23 protein-coding genes are annotated in these 16,123 nt (G+C 67.3%); 6 read left to right on the top strand and 17 right to left on the bottom strand.

From position 1 onward, the window contains the following. Window positions 1–46: 46 nt before the first annotated feature. The 5 genes from AC1VV3_RS08450 to AC1VV3_RS08430 all read right to left on the bottom strand — a co-directional run bounded on the left by AC1VV3_RS08450 (window position 47) and on the right by AC1VV3_RS08430 (window position 3,931). Window positions 47–466, bottom strand: coding sequence for an HK97 family phage prohead protease (locus tag AC1VV3_RS08450; RefSeq protein WP_314465069.1), 420 nt, complete (start codon window positions 464–466; stop codon window positions 47–49). Beyond that, window positions 463–771 carry a DUF6127 family protein gene (locus AC1VV3_RS08445; protein ID WP_134094702.1) on the bottom strand — a complete coding sequence of 103 codons (309 nt, stop codon included), beginning with the start codon at window positions 769–771 and terminating at the stop codon, window positions 463–465. The genes AC1VV3_RS08450 and AC1VV3_RS08445 overlap by 4 nt, the downstream gene beginning before the upstream one ends. Then, entirely contained in the window at window positions 768–1,943 is a 1,176-nt protein-coding gene (locus AC1VV3_RS08440) for a phage portal protein (RefSeq protein ID WP_482961534.1), read from the bottom strand. Before AC1VV3_RS08440 ends, AC1VV3_RS08445 begins: the two co-directional genes overlap by 4 nt. Window positions 1,944–2,085: 142 nt before the next feature. Beyond that, window positions 2,086–3,414, bottom strand: a complete 1,329-nt coding sequence (locus AC1VV3_RS08435) for a DNA-packaging protein (protein WP_482961533.1) — start codon at window positions 3,412–3,414, stop codon at window positions 2,086–2,088. Continuing rightward, the gene (locus AC1VV3_RS08430; RefSeq protein WP_482961532.1) at window positions 3,407–3,931 is read right to left on the bottom strand and encodes a hypothetical protein; all 525 of its coding nucleotides are present in this window, start codon (window positions 3,929–3,931) and stop codon (window positions 3,407–3,409) included. Before AC1VV3_RS08430 ends, AC1VV3_RS08435 begins: the two co-directional genes overlap by 8 nt. A gap of 215 nt (window positions 3,932–4,146) precedes the next feature. Between AC1VV3_RS08430 and AC1VV3_RS08425 the strand changes: the two genes are divergently transcribed. Continuing rightward, window positions 4,147–4,782 carry a YqaA family protein gene (locus AC1VV3_RS08425; protein WP_442045041.1) on the top strand — a complete coding sequence of 212 codons (636 nt, stop codon included), beginning with the start codon at window positions 4,147–4,149 and terminating at the stop codon, window positions 4,780–4,782. 58 nt (window positions 4,783–4,840) lie between these two features. Here the strand turns inward: AC1VV3_RS08425 and AC1VV3_RS08420 are convergent, their stop codons facing one another. From AC1VV3_RS08420 to dksA, 4 genes are all read right to left on the bottom strand, one after another. After that, on the bottom strand, window positions 4,841–5,230 hold the full coding sequence (locus AC1VV3_RS08420; RefSeq protein ID WP_482962080.1) for a DUF4112 domain-containing protein: 390 nt from the start codon (window positions 5,228–5,230) through the stop codon (window positions 4,841–4,843). Between the two features lie 62 nt (window positions 5,231–5,292). Next, window positions 5,293–6,924 (bottom strand): ABC transporter substrate-binding protein, encoded by a 1,632-nt coding sequence (locus AC1VV3_RS08415; RefSeq protein ID WP_482961531.1) that lies wholly within the window; start codon window positions 6,922–6,924, stop codon window positions 5,293–5,295. 81 nt (window positions 6,925–7,005) lie between these two features. Next, window positions 7,006–7,383 (bottom strand): PilZ domain-containing protein, encoded by a 378-nt coding sequence (locus AC1VV3_RS08410; protein ID WP_132264659.1) that lies wholly within the window; start codon window positions 7,381–7,383, stop codon window positions 7,006–7,008. A 210-nt stretch (window positions 7,384–7,593) separates the two neighbouring features. Then, window positions 7,594–8,052, bottom strand: a complete 459-nt coding sequence (gene dksA, locus AC1VV3_RS08405) for an RNA polymerase-binding protein DksA (RefSeq protein WP_132264661.1) — start codon at window positions 8,050–8,052, stop codon at window positions 7,594–7,596. A 308-nt stretch (window positions 8,053–8,360) separates the two neighbouring features. On the opposite strand from dksA, the gene AC1VV3_RS08400 reads away from it, so the two are divergent. Beyond that, window positions 8,361–8,702: an SEL1-like repeat protein gene (locus AC1VV3_RS08400; RefSeq protein ID WP_482961530.1), complete on the top strand. Its 342-nt coding sequence runs from the start codon at window positions 8,361–8,363 to the stop codon at window positions 8,700–8,702. Window positions 8,703–8,715: 13 nt separating this feature from the next. Here the strand turns inward: AC1VV3_RS08400 and AC1VV3_RS08395 are convergent, their stop codons facing one another. The 5 genes from AC1VV3_RS08395 to AC1VV3_RS08375 are packed head-to-tail and all read right to left on the bottom strand — an operon-like array spanning window position 8,716 to window position 11,994. Continuing rightward, window positions 8,716–9,888: a GNAT family N-acetyltransferase gene (locus tag AC1VV3_RS08395; protein ID WP_482961529.1), complete on the bottom strand. Its 1,173-nt coding sequence runs from the start codon at window positions 9,886–9,888 to the stop codon at window positions 8,716–8,718. Continuing rightward, window positions 9,885–10,655: a glycerophosphodiester phosphodiesterase family protein gene (locus tag AC1VV3_RS08390; RefSeq protein WP_132264666.1), complete on the bottom strand. Its 771-nt coding sequence runs from the start codon at window positions 10,653–10,655 to the stop codon at window positions 9,885–9,887. Before AC1VV3_RS08390 ends, AC1VV3_RS08395 begins: the two co-directional genes overlap by 4 nt. Then, window positions 10,636–11,100: a RidA family protein gene (locus AC1VV3_RS08385; RefSeq protein WP_132264667.1), complete on the bottom strand. Its 465-nt coding sequence runs from the start codon at window positions 11,098–11,100 to the stop codon at window positions 10,636–10,638. Before AC1VV3_RS08385 ends, AC1VV3_RS08390 begins: the two co-directional genes overlap by 20 nt. A gap of 31 nt (window positions 11,101–11,131) precedes the next feature. Beyond that, on the bottom strand, window positions 11,132–11,788 hold the full coding sequence (locus AC1VV3_RS08380; protein ID WP_132264669.1) for an HAD family hydrolase: 657 nt from the start codon (window positions 11,786–11,788) through the stop codon (window positions 11,132–11,134). After that, on the bottom strand, window positions 11,785–11,994 hold the full coding sequence (locus AC1VV3_RS08375) for a DUF3572 family protein (RefSeq protein WP_465127567.1): 210 nt from the start codon (window positions 11,992–11,994) through the stop codon (window positions 11,785–11,787). Before AC1VV3_RS08375 ends, AC1VV3_RS08380 begins: the two co-directional genes overlap by 4 nt. Window positions 11,995–12,124: 130 nt before the next feature. Between AC1VV3_RS08375 and AC1VV3_RS08370 the strand changes: the two genes are divergently transcribed. The 3 genes from AC1VV3_RS08370 to spt all read left to right on the top strand — a co-directional run bounded on the left by AC1VV3_RS08370 (window position 12,125) and on the right by spt (window position 14,115). Then, window positions 12,125–12,487: a response regulator gene (locus AC1VV3_RS08370; protein ID WP_132264672.1), complete on the top strand. Its 363-nt coding sequence runs from the start codon at window positions 12,125–12,127 to the stop codon at window positions 12,485–12,487. 139 nt (window positions 12,488–12,626) lie between these two features. After that, window positions 12,627–12,866, top strand: coding sequence for an acyl carrier protein (locus tag AC1VV3_RS08365; RefSeq protein WP_132265304.1), 240 nt, complete (start codon window positions 12,627–12,629; stop codon window positions 12,864–12,866). 13 nt (window positions 12,867–12,879) lie between these two features. Continuing rightward, window positions 12,880–14,115 (top strand): serine palmitoyltransferase, encoded by a 1,236-nt coding sequence (gene spt / locus AC1VV3_RS08360; protein WP_482961528.1) that lies wholly within the window; start codon window positions 12,880–12,882, stop codon window positions 14,113–14,115. 43 nt (window positions 14,116–14,158) lie between these two features. Here spt and AC1VV3_RS08355 read toward each other — a convergent pair whose 3' ends face one another. Then, window positions 14,159–14,707 carry an NADPH-dependent FMN reductase gene (locus AC1VV3_RS08355; RefSeq protein WP_132264676.1) on the bottom strand — a complete coding sequence of 183 codons (549 nt, stop codon included), beginning with the start codon at window positions 14,705–14,707 and terminating at the stop codon, window positions 14,159–14,161. A gap of 154 nt (window positions 14,708–14,861) precedes the next feature. Here AC1VV3_RS08355 and AC1VV3_RS08350 point away from each other — a divergent pair, with 154 nt between their 5' ends. Beyond that, window positions 14,862–15,053 carry a hypothetical protein gene (locus AC1VV3_RS08350; RefSeq protein WP_482961527.1) on the top strand — a complete coding sequence of 64 codons (192 nt, stop codon included), beginning with the start codon at window positions 14,862–14,864 and terminating at the stop codon, window positions 15,051–15,053. A 3-nt stretch (window positions 15,054–15,056) separates the two neighbouring features. Here AC1VV3_RS08350 and arfB read toward each other — a convergent pair whose 3' ends face one another. Further along, entirely contained in the window at window positions 15,057–15,473 is a 417-nt protein-coding gene (gene arfB / locus AC1VV3_RS08345; RefSeq protein WP_482961526.1) for an alternative ribosome rescue aminoacyl-tRNA hydrolase ArfB, read from the bottom strand. Beyond that, entirely contained in the window at window positions 15,470–16,123 is a 654-nt protein-coding gene (locus AC1VV3_RS08340; protein ID WP_132264682.1) for an RluA family pseudouridine synthase, read from the bottom strand. The genes arfB and AC1VV3_RS08340 overlap by 4 nt, the downstream gene beginning before the upstream one ends.

Genomic DNA, 16,123 nt, shown 5'->3' with positions numbered 1-16,123 from the left:
GTTGGAGCCGCCGGATTGGCGGCGGGAAATCAATCGGGGGAAGGGATCAGGCGATCAGGTGGACCCGGGCGCCGTGCTGCATCGGGTGAGTGACGAGGCTCACCTCGAACAAGTCGAGGTCGAGCAGATCGCGGCCCTCGGCGCCGGCGCGGCTGGAGCGGGCGCGATAGCCGAAGGAGAGCCCGGTCACGGCCCCGCGCCGCAGCGCGAGTCCGGCCGCGCCGTCCGGGTTGTCGACCGCGGCGATCACGCGCAGGCCGCGTGCGTCTTCGGTGGCCGTCTGCACCCAGCCGATCCGCAGGTCCGGCCGGTGCTGCCAGAACAGCGGCAGGGGATCGCGCCGCTCGGCCAGGGTCCGGGCGAAGGCGCCGGGCCGGATCGCGTCGCGTCCGGCATCGCGGTGGCCGAACAGGGCGGCGTAGCCGGCGAAGCGCAGCGCGCGTGCATGCGGGGCCTGCGGCGTCATCGCAGCAGCTCCCCGGTACCGAAGCGAACCGCAAGGCCGAGCAGGAGCAGGGCGAGCACGCCGCGCACCAGCCAGCCGATTGCCGCGGCCTGGGCGCTGGCCTTGGCGTCGCGCCAGGCCTGGAGCAGTTCGCGCAGTTCCGAGAGATCGCCGGGCGCGGTCGCATCGTCGAGGCCGATCCGTGACAGCATCCGCCGCGCGCCCACTTCGCTGGCTTCCTCGACGATGGCGCGCAGGGTCACGAGTTCGCTGCCTTCGGTGGTCGCCTGGGCGAGCAGGCCGGCCAGCATGTCCTTCTGGTTCATGATTTGTTCTCCACGTCTTCCAGGGTCGACGCCGGTTTGGGCGCGAGTCCCAGCAGGGATCGTTTCTCATCATCCGCCAGGAAGTCCGCCGCGCAGACTTGTGCCCAGAGGCGTTCGCGGTCTTCGGACAAGGCCGGTACGCGGTCGAGGTCGATGGCCAGGGCGGCCTCCGGGAACCAGGGCGAAACCCCCTCGCAGAGACCGGCGAGAATCTTGCTCGCCAGTGGCAGCAGGGTCAGGCGCCAGAGCGCGCGGTTCGCCTCCCGGTAATTGGCGTAAGTGGCATCGCCGGGCAGGCCCAGCAGCATCGGCGGCACACCGAAGGCCAGCGCCACGTCACGGGCGGCGGCGGCCTTGAGCGTGGCGAAGTCCATGTCCGCGGGCGTCATGGCCATCGCCTGCCATTTCAGGCCGCCCTCCAGCAGCATCGGCCGCCCGGCATTGCCCGATCCGGCATAGGCCTGGGTAAGCTCGGTCTTGAGCCGGTCGAACTGGTCACCCGTGAGCGTATTGCCCTCGCCCGCCTCGTAGACCAGCGCCCCGGACGGACGGGCCGCATTTTCCAGAAGCTGGCGGTTCCACTGCGACGCGGCGTTGTGCGTGGCGATCGCCTCGTCGGCGGCGGCCAGGCAACCCGCGCCGTAATGGTCGTCCGCCGGGTGGAAATGGCGGATGTGGATGACGTTGGGCGCGGCGTCCTCGTCAAGCAGCGGGATCGTCAGGCGCCGCCCGGCCACGTCGTAGGCGAAAGCGGCAGGCCAGCCGTCCTCGCCCGCGACGATGGAGACGCGCTCGGGCCGCAAGGCGAAGAGTTCCACCGGACGGCCGCGCGCGTCCTTGAGCACCTGCACATAGGCATTGCCGTGGAGCAGGAGGTGGCAGGCGAGCGTCTCCAGCAGCGACTGTCCCGCGCTCGTTTCGGTCACGAGAGAGACAAGCCGCGGATCGGCAGGGCGCAGCGGCGCGCCGCCGATGCCTTCCGCAACCAGACGCACCGCGCGCTGGGCCACGGGATTCTCAAGATAGGCGCGGCGCACGGCCGAGCCATATTCGAAGGGAGCACGCCCGCCGCCGCTCTCGGCGAAAAACCATGGCGAGGCCGGTCCGCGCGCCAGCGGCACGCGGGCACTCTCACCCTTGAAGGCGGCGACGAGCGTTTCGAGGAAGGACACTGCAGGGTTTCCTTTCAATGGGGTTTTCACGAGCGGATCGCTCCGCAGGCCGCTGAGGCCGGAAATGGCGCAGGGAGGGTTCTGCCTGGCGTCCAGGGTGTCCGCGCAAAGGCGCGCAGATCCCCGGTTCGGTGCGGTAAACTCAGGCCAGCCGCACGCGAGGCTCGCCGTTCCGGCCGAGCATCAGTTCGCTCAGGGCCCAGACCAGGGCGTCGGCACGATCCGGCGAACGTCCCGGGCCCTGGTAGGCACCTCCGGCGATGAGGCCGCACATCTCGTCTTCCAGCGCGGGAAACAGCCCGGCATGGCGGACCCGCCCGGCCTCGTAGAGCGCGGCGACCGGCTCGGCGCGGGCGACTTTGCCGCGGCTGGCGTGGACCAGCCGCAAGGGCAGAGAGAGCTGGGCCGCGCGCAGTACCGAGGCGACCATGGCGCCGCCCTGGTTGGCCTCCGCGATCACCCGGTCGGCATGCCAGGCCTCGGCGGTGCCGGCGACGGCGCGGGCCCAGCGTTCGGGACCCGCCTTCTCCACCGAGGCATCGGCCATGACATGCGCGGTGCCGTCCTGCCCCATGCCCACGACCACGATCCCGCAGGCATCGCCCCCGGCCGAGGCCGGCGGATCGACGCCGACGACCACGCGGTCGCATGCGGGCGCGGCGTCCTCCCGGCAGCCTTCCAGCAGGGCACGGCTCCAGAGCGCGCCTTCGACATCGGCGATCAGTTCGCCGTCGATCTCCTGCCGTCCCAGCAGGCTTTGCGAAAACGTCCGGCGCATGGCCCTGAGGAAACGGGCGGGCAGGTTGGCGGCATTGTCGAAGGTGCTGCCGCGCGTCACGGCGACTTCGCCGTCCTGGCTTTCGGCCAGCAATCGCGAGACCAGAGGTACGCTTCGGGGCGTCGTCGTGGCCACGACGCGGGGGTCATGGCCCAGCCGGAGACCCATGAGCAGGTTGTCCCAGCTCGCGACGGCCCTGCCCGAGGCATTGTCCCATTTGGCCACTTCGTCGCACCAGGCGTGGCTGTGCTGGGGGCCGCGCAGGGCTTCCGGCTCGGCCGCGGAATAGAGCGTGGCCTGCGCGCCGTTCGGCCATGTCAGACGGCGCAGCGAAGGTTCGAAAAGGGGCCGTCTCCAGGGCGCGCCTATCGACAGCAATCCGCTTTCACCTTCCACCATCACCGAGCGCGCCTCGCCGAGATGGGCGGCGACGAGCGCGATGCGGGCATCGGGATGATGCTCGGCAACCTCGTTCACCCATTCGGCGCCGCAGCGCGTCTTGCCGAAGCCGCGCCCGGCCATGACCAGCCATACGCGCCAGTCCCCGGCGGGGGCGATCTGCGAGGGCCGGGCCCAGAGACGCCAGTCCCAGCGCCATTCGCGCTGTCCGGAGGCGCCAAGACCCGTCATGAAGGATTCCAGTTCGCCGTCTTCGGCTTCGGCCAGCCAGTGCAGGGGATCGGCTTCAGCCATGATCGGCCTCCTTGCCCGTTTCGAGCGCGCGGCGCGCCGTGATCTGCTGGCGCAGCTGCGCCAGCTTGGCGTGGATAGAGGCGCGCACGGCGGCCAGATCCTCGTTCTCCCGCGCTGCCCGCTCGCGCGCCACGGTTTCGCGGTGGAGGCCGAGGAGGCGAAGGGCGGTGGCGTTGTCGAACTTGACCTCGCCGTCCCGGGGATCGCCGAAGCGCAGCCGATAGAGCACTTCCATCTCGAGGTTCTCGTAACCTTCGAGCAGGGCGACGTGCCAGTCCCGGGCGAATTCCGGGTCTGTCCGGCGCAGTCTATAGGCCTTGCCCGGCGGCACTCCGGCGGCGGTGCTGGCGGCACTGACGTTCGAGGTTTCGGCCAGCGCGGCGAGGAAATCCGCACGCCACCGCCGGTTGTTGATGGGGCGCTCGTCCCCGGGCTCACGCGCCGTGGAGACAGGGCTGATCGTCTTGCCACGCCGGCACCGTGCAGCGCCGGACGTAGCCCGTTTCGGCTCGACCATAGGGGATCATCCCGGAGTTGATGTGGTGCGGATCGAAAGGAGAGCCGGACGAATCGGCTGCCCCCCTTGTTCCTGTTTTGTACCAATCCAGCGTCGTAATGTCAAGCAGATATAACCAAATGGGTTATAGCTTGCCGCCTCCGCGCCGGCCTACTAAGCACGGCACGCGTGCCGCCTTCTTGCGGCGCCCGATCTCATGACAGCCGGAGAACTCGATGCTGCGCCGCCTCTACGACTGGACCATGGCCAAGGCGGCGCACCGCCATGCCGAATGGTGGCTGGCCCTGTTCGCCTTCATGGAAGCCAGCTTCTTCCCCGTGCCGCCGCATCCGCTGCTGGGACTGATGTGCCTGGCCGAGCCGAAGAAGGCGATTCGCTTCGCGATGATCGCCACGCTGGCATCGGTCGTGGGCGGCCTGCTGGGCTATGCCATCGGCCACTTCGCCTATGCCGCTTTCGGTGAGGCGCTGCTTCACGCGCTGGGGCTGGCGGACAGCTTCCCCAAGGCGGCCTGCTACTTGCGGGAATACGGCGCCGAGATCATCGTGGTGAAGGGCGCGACGCCGATCCCGTTCAAGCTGCTGACGATCACGGCCGGCTTCATCGGCATGAACCTGGGCGTGTTCATCGCCGCCTCGGTCGTCTCGCGCTCAATCAGCTTCATGATCGTGGGCGTGCTGTTCCGCTTGTTCGGGGCACCGATCAAGGCCGTGATCGACAAGCACCTCGGCAAAGTCACGGCGGCCTTCGCCATCGCCGTGGTCGCCGGCTTCCTGGCGGTCGCCTTCCTGGGCGGCGGCACCAAGGAAGCCAACCAGAAGTGCGACTTCGCCGCCGCTGCCAAGGCCTGACCCGGCAGCCGCGCGCGGGGGAAATGACGGCGCCGTCCGCGACGGCGCCCTTATCGGCCTAGCCCTCGATCACCCGCGCATGGGGGTGATGCTTGGCGATATGCTTGCGGACGATCTTCAGGTTGCGGCTGTTGGAGCGGAACACGAAGTCGAACAGATCGCCGGCCACCGGAACCGCGCCAAGCAGCGTATCGACGCCGACATTGACGGTCATCCGGGCGAGCTGCCACTTCGGCATGCCCAGCCGCCGGGCTTCCCACACGATATACATGCCGAGCGCCGCCGAAACGAGATCGCCGGCCACGGGAACCAGGCCCATCACCGCGTCCAGCCCCACCTTGCGGCGCATGCCGGGAAGCGAGATGGCACGCTCCAGCACATGCTCGAGCATTTCGATGCGACGGGAGATGGAAACCGGATCGGACCCGAGCGGAAATTCCAGGTCCATGCGCCGTGCGGAAGTCTGTCCAGTCGCCAAAGTCGTACCTCTCCTCGAAAGGGATAGGCGAATTATCTGGGGACCCAGGCCAATGGCATCAAGGGGTGCCAGCCCCAGGTATTGGGCGCGAAGCCCGCGACGCTGCCGCGTACCAGCGACCAGCGGATCGGAGTTCCGAAGGGAATGAACACGTTGGCGGCCGTGAGTTCGGCCTCGGCCTCGGTCAGAAGCGCGGACCTTTCCTCGGGCGTGGTGGCCGTGGTGGCTTCCTTCACTCGGGCATCGGCCTCGGTGGAACAGAGGCCCTGTCCGTCGCTGCAGGCCAGGCGGTTGAGAAACCACGCAGCGCGGGGATAGCGGGCGACATCGTCCACCAGCCGCAGGTCCGCAGCTTCGATGTCGCTGTTGCGCAGGAGATGGACGCCGATGGCCGCGAAGTCTGCGGCGAGCTTGCCGAACAGGGTATCCGATCCGTCGCCGGCGGGGAGCCAGATCGACAGGTGCGGGCCGTTGGCGGCGGGCGGAACCGGCGCGGGGGCTGCGCCGCGCGTTGCCTTGGTCGCCTGCTTCGGCGCGGCACCGGGTGGCTGGGCGGCGGCCGGTGCGGCCGGAGCGGCGGGCCGCTCGCCGGTCGATCCACTTGCGCCCGATGCCCAGCGGCGCACGCGCGCCGCGGCCACCGCGCGCCGGTCGTCGAGCGACTGTTCGCTCCACCGTTCGCCGATCGTGCCAAGGTCGCCATCGAGGCTGGGCGAAACGAGCCGGGTCGTGGGCGACCATCCACCGAGGCTGAACGGCGCGATCAGGCCCTCCCGGTCGATCGCCATGGCCAGGGCCTCGCGATTGGCGGGGTCGGCCAGGAAACCCTTGTCGCGCATCACCTTGAGGCCGAACAGGCCGACCACGGGATCGAGCTGGATCGTCCCGCGCAGGATGCCGACCGAGCGGGTGAGGGGGAAGTCCTGGATCTCGCCGCCCATCACGATATCGACTTCGCCCGCGTTGAACGCCTCGACCGCGGCTGGACCGTCAAGCACCCGCAAGTCGATGCGGCGGCTGCGCTGCGGCCAGTTTTCCACCGCAGGCAGTCCCAGGCTGGCGGGATCGATGGGGACGAGGCGGGCCGCGCTACCGGCGCGTTCCAGGCGCATCGGACCAGCACCGCGGTTCTTGAAGGCCAGGCCGAGTTCCGGTTGGGCCAGCAGTTGCAGCAGATAGGGCATCGGCCGGCCGAGCCGGATCTCGACGACCCGCCCTGCCATCGTGCGGATTTCGTCGATACCGGCCAGATCGCGCGCGAGCGGTGTGCCGTCCAGCGCATCGAGCGCGGTCTGCAGCGCCTTCTTGGCCGATTCCGCCGTCAGCGGCTCGCCCGATGGCCAATCGCCGTCGCGCAGCCGGAAGATGTAGCTTTGCCCGTCGTCGGTGACGATCCAGCGATCCGCGAGCGCGGGAATGACGCGGCCCTTTTCATCGAAGGCCACCAGGCCCTCGGTGGTGGAGGCGCGCAGGAGCTGCCCGGCCAGGGTGGTGCTTTCGCCAATGTCGAAGGGCGCGCCGGATGTGCCGCCGGACCTGCCGAGCACGGCGACGCTCAAGGCCGAATTGTCCGGAGAACCGCAGGCGGCAAGCGCCAGCGCAGTGGCCAGAGGGATCAGGCGGAAGGGAACCGGAGTTCGAAAGGCATGGCGCTTGGCGAACATGGCCTTGGGACTAGTCGATTTGTGGCAGAGCGCAAATGGCTGGCGCGCCGCGGGGTCGATTTTTCGCCGGGCGGGCAGAAATCAGAGCTTGCGCAGGTTTTTCGCGGGCGTTGTGGGGGGCGAATATTGCGCTTCGTACGTGCGCACGAAATTCGGCTTGTCGTCCGGGACCGGGGTTACGGCGGCACGGGCCAGCTTGGGGTCGATTTCCTCGGTGAAGGCCACGCCGAAGCGGTTTTCCTGCACCCAGGCGACCGAGCCTGCGACCCAACCGATGTTACGGATGTTCACTGCGACCAGCGTGCCGCGCATGACCTGGATTCCGCCTTCGCCCATCATGCCGCCGGCGGAGAGGTTGCGGACCTTGATCCGGTATTCGCCGTCCAGCCCGTCGATGCGCAAATCGGCCATGAGGAACAGGCTGTCGCGCGCAATCTGGCGATTTTCGATCTCGGTCATGCGTTCTCGTCCGGCATTCGGTCAGGCAGATGATATCACGAACCTTGGCCCGCGATAGCCATAGCCTCACGCGCGAAGCGTGCTTACCGTCGATACCTAGAGGCGAGTGGCAAAGAAAGCCTTAACGCCCCGTCCGCTGTGGAAGGCCCGGCCTTCCATAAACCGGGCATCCCGTTCGGGCGGGGCGAAAAAGCTGTATTTGCGAGGGGATCACTCCTCGCGGGAGACCTTTTCGCGGCGCTCGTGCGCTTCCTGTGCCTCCACGGTCATGGTGGCGATCGGACGCGCCTCGAGACGGCCGAGGCCGATCGGTTCGCCGGTCACTTCGCAATAGCCGTATTCGCCTTCCTCGATCCGCCGCAGGGCGGAATCGATCTTGGCGATCAGTTTGCGCTGGCGGTCGCGGGTACGCAGTTCGATACCCCAATCGGTCTCGCTGGAAGCGCGATCGTTGAGGTCCGGCTCGCGGATCGGACCGTCCTGAAGCTGTGCCAGGGTGCCGGCAGAGGCGTCGAGAATCGATTTCTTCCAGGCCAGCAGAAGCCGCCGGAAGTAGTCTTGCTGAGCCTCGCACATGTAGGCTTCGTTCTCTACGGGAACATAAGAACCACCAAGCATGCGCTTGGCTTTGGCGAGGACATCAATTTCGTCAGCTAGGGCCGTTGCCATCCAGAGAATCTCCGCACGAATCCCCCCGGTCTGCCTACGCCCTGCGACCCCGGATTTTTCCAGTGGCCTCCCGGCAAACCGCGGTGCGGCGGCCTATAGGGCCGCCCCTCACCCTGCACAAGGCTATAACCATGGCAGTCCACAAAAAACCTGAATGCCGTTTCGGACAGGCACAAGTTTCTCCCGCGAGCTTGTAGCGTAAACTTACAGGGAATGTTTCAGATCTATCCTTAACGCTTTGTTGACCATGTCGGTGCCAGCCTTGCAGCACTGGACCGAAAGGACCGTAAACCGGGGGTTAGCTGACTATGGACCATGTCTGGATATCTGGAGAACACTTCACCGAAGTAACGGAAGGTCTTTCCGGGGCCGTCGGGGACCTGTTCCTGGCAGAGCGCCTGGCCGCTGCCGCGATCGGTGATTTTTCGGCCTGCTTCGATCTGGGCGTGGCCTTTTCCACCGGCAGCCACGGCGCGGCTTGCGATCTCATCGAAGCGCACAAGTGGTTCAATCTCGCCGCGGCCCGGGGTGACGAGGAAGCGGCGACCTGCCGCACAGAAGTGGCCGAGGACATGACCGCGCGCGAAATCGCCGAAGCCCAGCGCCGCGCGCGCCAGTGGCTTTGCGCCGCAGGACGAAAGGCGGCCTGAGGCCCTTTCCGGCCTAGCTCTTGCGGAAGGGCGTCCGTCCGTCCAGCAGCAGCTGGTCGCCCGCGATGCCGGAGCGCTCCTGCGTGAGATAGTCCGCGATGGCCGCGCGCAGCCCCGGATGGACGATGTAATGGGCCGAGATCGTGCGCACCGGTTCATAGCCGCGCGCAAGCTTGTGCCCGCCTTGCGCCCCCGCTTCCACGCGCGAGAGGCCGAGCGCGATGGCCGCGTCGATCGCCTGGTAGTAGCAAAGCTCGAAATGCAGGAAGGGCTTTTCCACCACGGCGCCCCAATAGCGGCCGTAGAGCGCCTCGCTGCCGATGAAGTTCAGCGCCCCGGCCACGGGCGTCCCATCCATATAGGCCAGGACCAGCAGGATGCGGTCGGCCATGGTCCGGCCCATGAGCGAGAACGCCTCGCGCGTCAGGTAGGGCTGGCCCCATTTGCGGGCGCCGGTGTCCTGGTAGAATTCCCAGAACGCGTCCCAGTGTTCCTCGCGCAGATCGTCGCCGGTGAGCCTGCGGATCTCGACGTCTTCCTGCGCCTTTTCGCGTTCCTTGCGAATGTCCTTGCGCCTGCGCGAGGAGAGGGCACCGAGAAATTCGTCGAAGCTGGCATAGCCCCGATTTTCCCAGTGGAACTGGATGTCCTCGCGCAGCAGCCAGTCGGCCGCCTCGAACAGCGGCACTTGCGCAGGTTCGATGAACGTCGCGTGGGCAGAGGACAGGCCATTGTCGCGGCAGACGGTTTCGGCGGCGGCGATCAGCGCGGGGGCCAGTTCCGGGTGCGGCGTGAGCAGGCGCGGGCCGGTAGCCGGCGTGAAGGGCGCGGCGATCTGGAGCTTGGGGTAGTACGATCCGCCGGCCCGGTGCCAGGCATCGGCCCAGGCATGGTCGAACACATATTCGCCCTGGCTGTGTTCCTTGAGATAGGCCGGAAGCGCCGCGGCCAGTTGTCCGTCGGGCCCGGCGATGGTGATCGGCACGGGCGTCCACCCGCTATCGCCGCCGACGCTTCCCGATTGCTCCATGGCTGCCAGGAAGGCGTGGGAAACGAAGGGGTTGCCGCCGCCGGTCAGGGCATCCCATTCCGCTGCCGGAAGTCCGTCGACGCCGCCGTGGATCCGGGCGATGAATTCGCCGCCGGGCTTGCGCTTGTCTTCCTCCTCGCCGGACCCGGCGCTCATGCCGGTTCTTCCGAAGGGCGCTCGAAAATCACGGCGTCCGCATGGATGCCGGCGCGCTCGCGGTGGTCCGGCCTGCGCACGGTCCAGGTTGCGACCGGCAGGCCGCGGCGGCGCTGGGCAGCCGCAAAGCGGCTGGGCAGGTCGCGGATGTCGTAGGCCAGGAAGTCCGGCCGGGCCTGCCAGAGCGCGAGTCGGCGGCGGATTTTTCCGGCCAGGGCGCGATCCTCGCCCTCGGATACGATAAGCCCGCGCACGGTGTGAGGCGAATGGCGCCGGTACCAGCGCGAGACGCGCGGGTCGAAGCTCATCACGGCGTGGGGGCCGGTATAACCCTCCAGCACCCGCCGCACCGCCAGGCAGAGCGCGGCGACCCGGGTCCCGCGCGAGGATTTCAGCTCGATCAGCACCGGCTTGCGGCCGCCGATCAGGGTGAGCGCCTGGCGCAGGCTGGGAATGCTCTCGGCCGTGCCGCCCAGGGTGAACGCGGCCAGTTGCGCCGCGCTATGCCGGGAAACTGCGCCGGCCTCGTCGGTCAGGCGCTCCAGCGTGGAATCGTGGAACACGACGGGTGTGCCATCCCCCGCGCGCTGCACGTCGAGTTCGATGCCATAGCCTTCCTCGATCGCCAGCCGGAAAGCCGCGAGCGAGTTTTCGGGAATCACCGCACCGTGCAGCCCGCGATGGGCATAGTCATGCCCGCCGATCCACCCGACCTTGCGCGGATCGGGCGGCGGCGAGCACCAGCGGTCAAGCAGGGCGAACGGCAACGATGGCGTCCACTTCGACAGCGGCGCCCAGCGGCAGGACCGGTACGCCGACCGCGCTGCGGGCATGCTTGCCCGCCTCGCCGAACACCGCGACCATCAGTTCCGAAGCGCCGTTGGCGACTTTCGGCTGGTCGGTGAAGTCGCCGGCCGAATTGACGAAGGCGCCCAGCTTGACCACGCGCTCCACGCGGTCGAGCGAGCCGAGCGCGGCCTTGAGCTGCGCCAGGATCATCACCGCGCAGGCCTGCGCCGCCTCGACACCGGATTCCAGGTCCACGTCTTCACCCAGGCGGCCGGTCACCAGCTTGCCTTCCACGAAAGGCAGCTGGCCAGAAACATGGGCGAGGCCGCCCGCGACCACCACCGGCACATAGGCCGCAACCGGGGCGGCGGGTTCGGGAAGGGTCAGGCCCAGTTCGGCCAGGCGGGATTCGATAGCACTCATCGTCGGCGTCTTCCTTGTGAGAGGAACGGGATCAGGATTCGGTCTTGGTAGCGTCGCTGCGTGTCAGCCAGTCGATCAGCCAGGGCGCGGCGTCCTGCCAGCGGTCGATTCGCGCATGGGCATGGCCGGCGACATGGGCGCAGGCGATATGCGGGGCGAGCAGCGGTTCGGCGCAGAGGTGCAGGCGCCCGATCTCCGGCGCCACGCCTGCCACGGAGCCGTGGTGCTGGGCCAGATCGTCCACGAAGACCGCCCGCGAAGGCGCGTACTCGTCGAGAATCGCCTTGAGAGCAGGGCCTTTCGGTCCCTGGTTGGTGAAGACGCGCACGTCGATCCCGTGCTCCAGCAATTGCTGACGGCGGGCTTCCTGGCGGAAATCCATGAGGTTGGTGAGCACCACCACGTCGGCATGATGCGCGATCTCGCGAATCGCCGCGACGGCGCCGTCCACCGGGGTCTGCCGATGCATCTGGCCGTCGAAGAACTTGTTCAGGAGCGACCACATTTCCGCCTGTTCGAGCAGGTCGCCGCCTTGCGTGCGCCGCATCGCGCCGGAAAATTCGCCGCGCTCCATGGCGAAGGTGACGCCTTCGTCCTCGGCCAGCCAGTCCCGGAAATGCGAGATCATGTAGAGGAGCACTTCGTCGCAATCGGTGATGAGCAGCGGCCTGCCGGTGCGATTCGTCATGTGCCGAGCCTTTCCCTTGCGCGGACCAGCATTTCCGGCGCGACGTCCAGCGCTTCGGCCGCGGCGACGAGGTCCGGTTCGTGCGAGCAGAGAAACTCCAGGACCGCCGCCATCGTGGCCTGCTGTCCCAGCGAGGCGCGCAGGACATCGGGCGTCAGGCCGGTCAGCGCCAGGAAACGCTCGGCGCGGTCCTGGTCTGCCAGCACCCAACCGAGGGCATTGAGCGCAAGGGCCTGCGGGTCCTGCGATGGGGATGGCGACTCTCGAAGAATTGTCAGTCTCGCTTGCCTGTCATAGAGCGGGTTTCCCCGCCCTTAGATGGTGATCACGCGTCGAATGGCAAAGCGTATCCTAGTTGTCGAGGACAACGACCTCAATCGGAAGCTCTTTTGCGATGTGCTCAGGAGCCAGGGCTTCGCCGTGGAGCCGGTGGCCGATGGCCTCGACGCGCTGGAGCGCGCCCGGGAATTCGTGCCCAATCTCGTTATCATGGATATCCAGCTGCCCAACGTATCGGGCCTGGACCTGATCGAGGCGGCCAAGAAGGATCCGGTGCTGCGCACGATCCCGGTGCTGGCCGTCACCGCTTATGCCGGCAAGGGCGACGAGGAGCGGATCCGCGAGGCCGGCGCCGAAGGCTATCTGGCCAAGCCGGTGTCGATCGGCCCGTTCATGCGCGCGGTCCGCGACTTGCTGTGATATGGCGGCGATGTCGCAACCGTCTTCGCGGCGGAAGCGACAAGTGTCGCGCCTGTGCTTGACTTTACCCCCCGTCGCCGCTTTTGCGCCGCAATTATCGGCCAGAGCGCCGCCCGAAATTACCGGAGTTGAAATGACCATGGACCGCGCAGAGACCTCGGCCCGCATCGCCGCGCTGATCGAGCCCTTCAACAAGAAGGGCATCGAAGTCGCCGACGCGACCCGCTTCACTGACGACCTCGAGTTCGACAGCCTGACCGTCATGGACTTCGTGGCCGCGATCGAGGACGAATTCGACATCATCATCTCGATGAACCAGCAGGCCGAGATCGAGAACTACGGCCAGCTCGTCGACGCCGTGGTCAAGCTCCAGGGCTGAGGGATCCATCGCGATGACCGATATGCTCAGCGAAAACGAAACCCAGGGCCACGCGGACCTGTTCAGCAAGTTCGATCCCCTGATCGAGATGCGCCGCGATCTGCTGTCGACCGGCGTCACCGATCCGTTCGGCCTCGTCATGGAAAAGGTGATCTCGCCCACCGTCGCCCTGTGCAACGGGCGCGAGACGATCCTGCTCGGCACCTACAACTACATGGGCATGACCTTCGATCCTGACGTGATCGCGGCCGGCAAGCAGGCGCTGGACGATTTCGGCGCCGGCACCACCGGCAGCCGCGTGCTCAACGGCACTTACGCCGGGCACAAGGCGGTTGAGGAAGCGCTATGCGACTTCTACGACATGAAGCACGCCATGGTGTTCTCCACCGGCTACCAGGCCAACCTGGGCATCATCTCGACGATCGCCGGCAAGGGTGACTACATCGTCCTCGACATCGACAGCCACGCTTCCATCTGGGACGGCTGCAAGATGGGCGACGCCGAAGTCGTGCCGTTCAAGCACAATGACATCGAGGCGATGGAAAAGCGCCTGCGCCGCATTCCCGAAGGCGCGGGCAAGCTGGTTGTGCTGGAAGGCGTCTACTCGATGCTGGGCGACATCGCCCCGCTCAAGGAGATGATCGCGGTCGCCAAGAAGTACGGCGCCATGGTCTTGGTGGACGAAGCGCACTCGATGGGCTTCATCGGCCCCAACGGACGCGGCGTGGCCGAGGACCAGGGCTGCCTCGAAGACGTGGACTTCGTGATCGGCACGTTCTCCAAGTCGGTCGGCACCGTCGGCGGCTTCTGCGTTTCGAACCACCCCAAGTTCGAGATCATGCGCTTGGTCTGCCGCCCTTACGTCTTCACCGCCAGCCTGCCGCCCAGCGTCGTCGCCACCGCGACGACCTCGATCCGCAAGCTGATGACGGCGGCGGAAAAGCGCGCCCACCTCTGGGAAGGCTCGCGCACGCTGCACAAGGGCCTGACCGATGCCGGCTTCCAGCTCGGCACGGACGAACCGCAGAGCGCGATCATCGCTGTCATCATGCCCGATCTCGAACGCGGCGCGATGATGTGGGAAGCGCTGCTGCACGAAGGGCTTTACGTGAACCTCGCAAGGCCGCCGGCAACGCCTGCGAACATGACGCTGCTGCGCTGCTCGCTCTGCGCCGAACACTCGGCCGAGCAGGTCCAGCAGATCATCGGCATGTTCACCCGCGCGGGCAAGACGGCCGGCATCCTCTGACAAGAACGTCGTCCCGGATCGAAGTCCGGGACGACGTTCTGCCTCAATCCCGGTGGCGGTCCACCAGCGCGAGGAACGCTTCAAGCCAGCCGCCGACGAACCCGGCCGACTGCTCGCCCACGGTGCCGTCCGGGGTGAGCAGGCCGTCCTTCCACTGGATGAAGGCTTCCGGTGCGCCCAGGGTGGGCATGTCGAGGTAGGCCAGCACGTTGCGCAAGTGCTGCTGGGAAAGCGCGGTCCCGATCGCACCGATCGACACGCCGATCACGCCTGCCGGCTTGCCCGCCCAGGCGCTGTCGCCATAGGGCCGCGAGGCGTTGTCGATGGCGTTCTTGAGCACGCCGGGGATCGAGCGATTGTATTCCGGCGTCACGAAGATCACGCCGTCGCTGCTGCGCACCAGCGCCTTCAGATCCTTCACCGGCTGCGCCTGGTCGCCATCGTGGTCCTGGTTGTAGAGCGGCAGGGACCCGATATCCGCGAACACGAAATCGTGGCCCGAGGCCGCCGGCAGCCGGGTCAGGGCTTTCGCGAATTGGTGGTTGTACGATTCGGCGCGAAGGCTTCCGACGACGACGACGATCTTCGACATGACGACTCCTCATGGCTGGTTGCTGCCGACGACAGGTATCGGGGCAAACGGTGTCAGTGGGAAGTCCGGGGAAGCGTCAGGGTTGCGAGGGTTCTGGTGCGATGCTTGATTTCAGGCGTTTGAGATGGCGGCCGCGCTGGGTTAAGCAGCCTTTATGAGAACGCTCTGCTTCCTGATCGCAACCCTGTCCCTGGCGGCTTGCGGACAGTCCGATCCGCCGGGACCGGACGGCGTCACGGTCGGCGAGGCGCGGGCGCTAGACGAGGCGGCGGAGATGTTCGATGCCCGGCCCGAACCTGCCTCGACCTCGGCGCCCACGGGCGCTGCCGTCACGCAGGCCGAGTGAGCGTCAGTCGAAGCTGACCTTGCCCCGCCCGGCCTTCACCGAGCCGCGCAACTTCTTGCCCTTGAGCCGCTGCTCCTTGCCGACCCGGTTGAGGCGGCTCTTCGCGCGCTTTTCCGGCAGCTTGTGAGCATCGCGCAGCATGTCCGCCAGGCGGTCACGGGCATCGGCGCGGTTGGCTTCCTGGGTGCGGAAGCGGCGGGCGGTGAACATCAGTTCGCCCGCCGCGGTCATGCGGCTGCCCGCCAGTTCCTTCAGCCGCGCGAAGACCGGCGGCGTCAGGCGCAACGCATAGACGTTGAGCCGCAATTGAACGGCGGTCGCGACTTTGTTGACGTTCTGCCCGCCCGGCCCGGTCGAAGCGATGAAACTCTCGCTCGCCAGGGCCTGGGCGCGGCCGACGGTCTCCTCAACCTCGCTCATTCATCGCTGAAGCCGAAAGCGGCGAAATCGGCCGGGAGCGGCGCGACGGCCACGATCGGCTCCTTGTCGCCGCGCGGCACGGTGAGGCCGGCCGCATGAAGCATGGTGCGCGGTGCGCCCTTGCTGCTGCCGTAGACCGGATCGCCGAGCAGCGGCAGGCCCAGGCCGGAAGCGGCGTGGACGCGGATCTGGTGGGTACGGCCGGTTTCGGGGCGGAATTCCACCAGGGTCAAGCCGTTCTTCTCGTCCAGCTTGCGCCAGTGGGTAACGGCGGGCTTGCCCTTCTTCGCCGGGATCATGCGCCAGCCGTCCTTGACCGTGCTGACCTTGGAGAGGTTGAGCGCGATCGTGCCTTCCTCTTCCGACAGGGTGCCGGCGACGATGCCGAGGTAGCGCTTCTTGACCAGCTTTTCCTCGAAAGCGGCGGAAAAGCGCTTCAGCGCCTTGGGATTGCGCGCCAGCAACAGGCATCCCGACGTGTCGCGGTCAAGCCGGTGCACCGGCATAGGCAGCCGCTGAAAGCCCAGCGTCAATTCCTCGAGCCGGTCTTCGAGGCTGCGACCGCCCGCGCGGGGCGTGTCGAGCGGAAGGCCGCCGGGCTTGTCGATGACCAGCGCTTCGCCGTCCTCGAAGAGGATTTCCAGTTCCAT

The sequence above is a fragment of the Novosphingobium sp. BL-S-34 genome (assembly GCF_056857015.1).
Note: the sequence above shows the minus strand (reverse complement) of the source record. Positions and strands in the feature narration are given on the sequence as shown.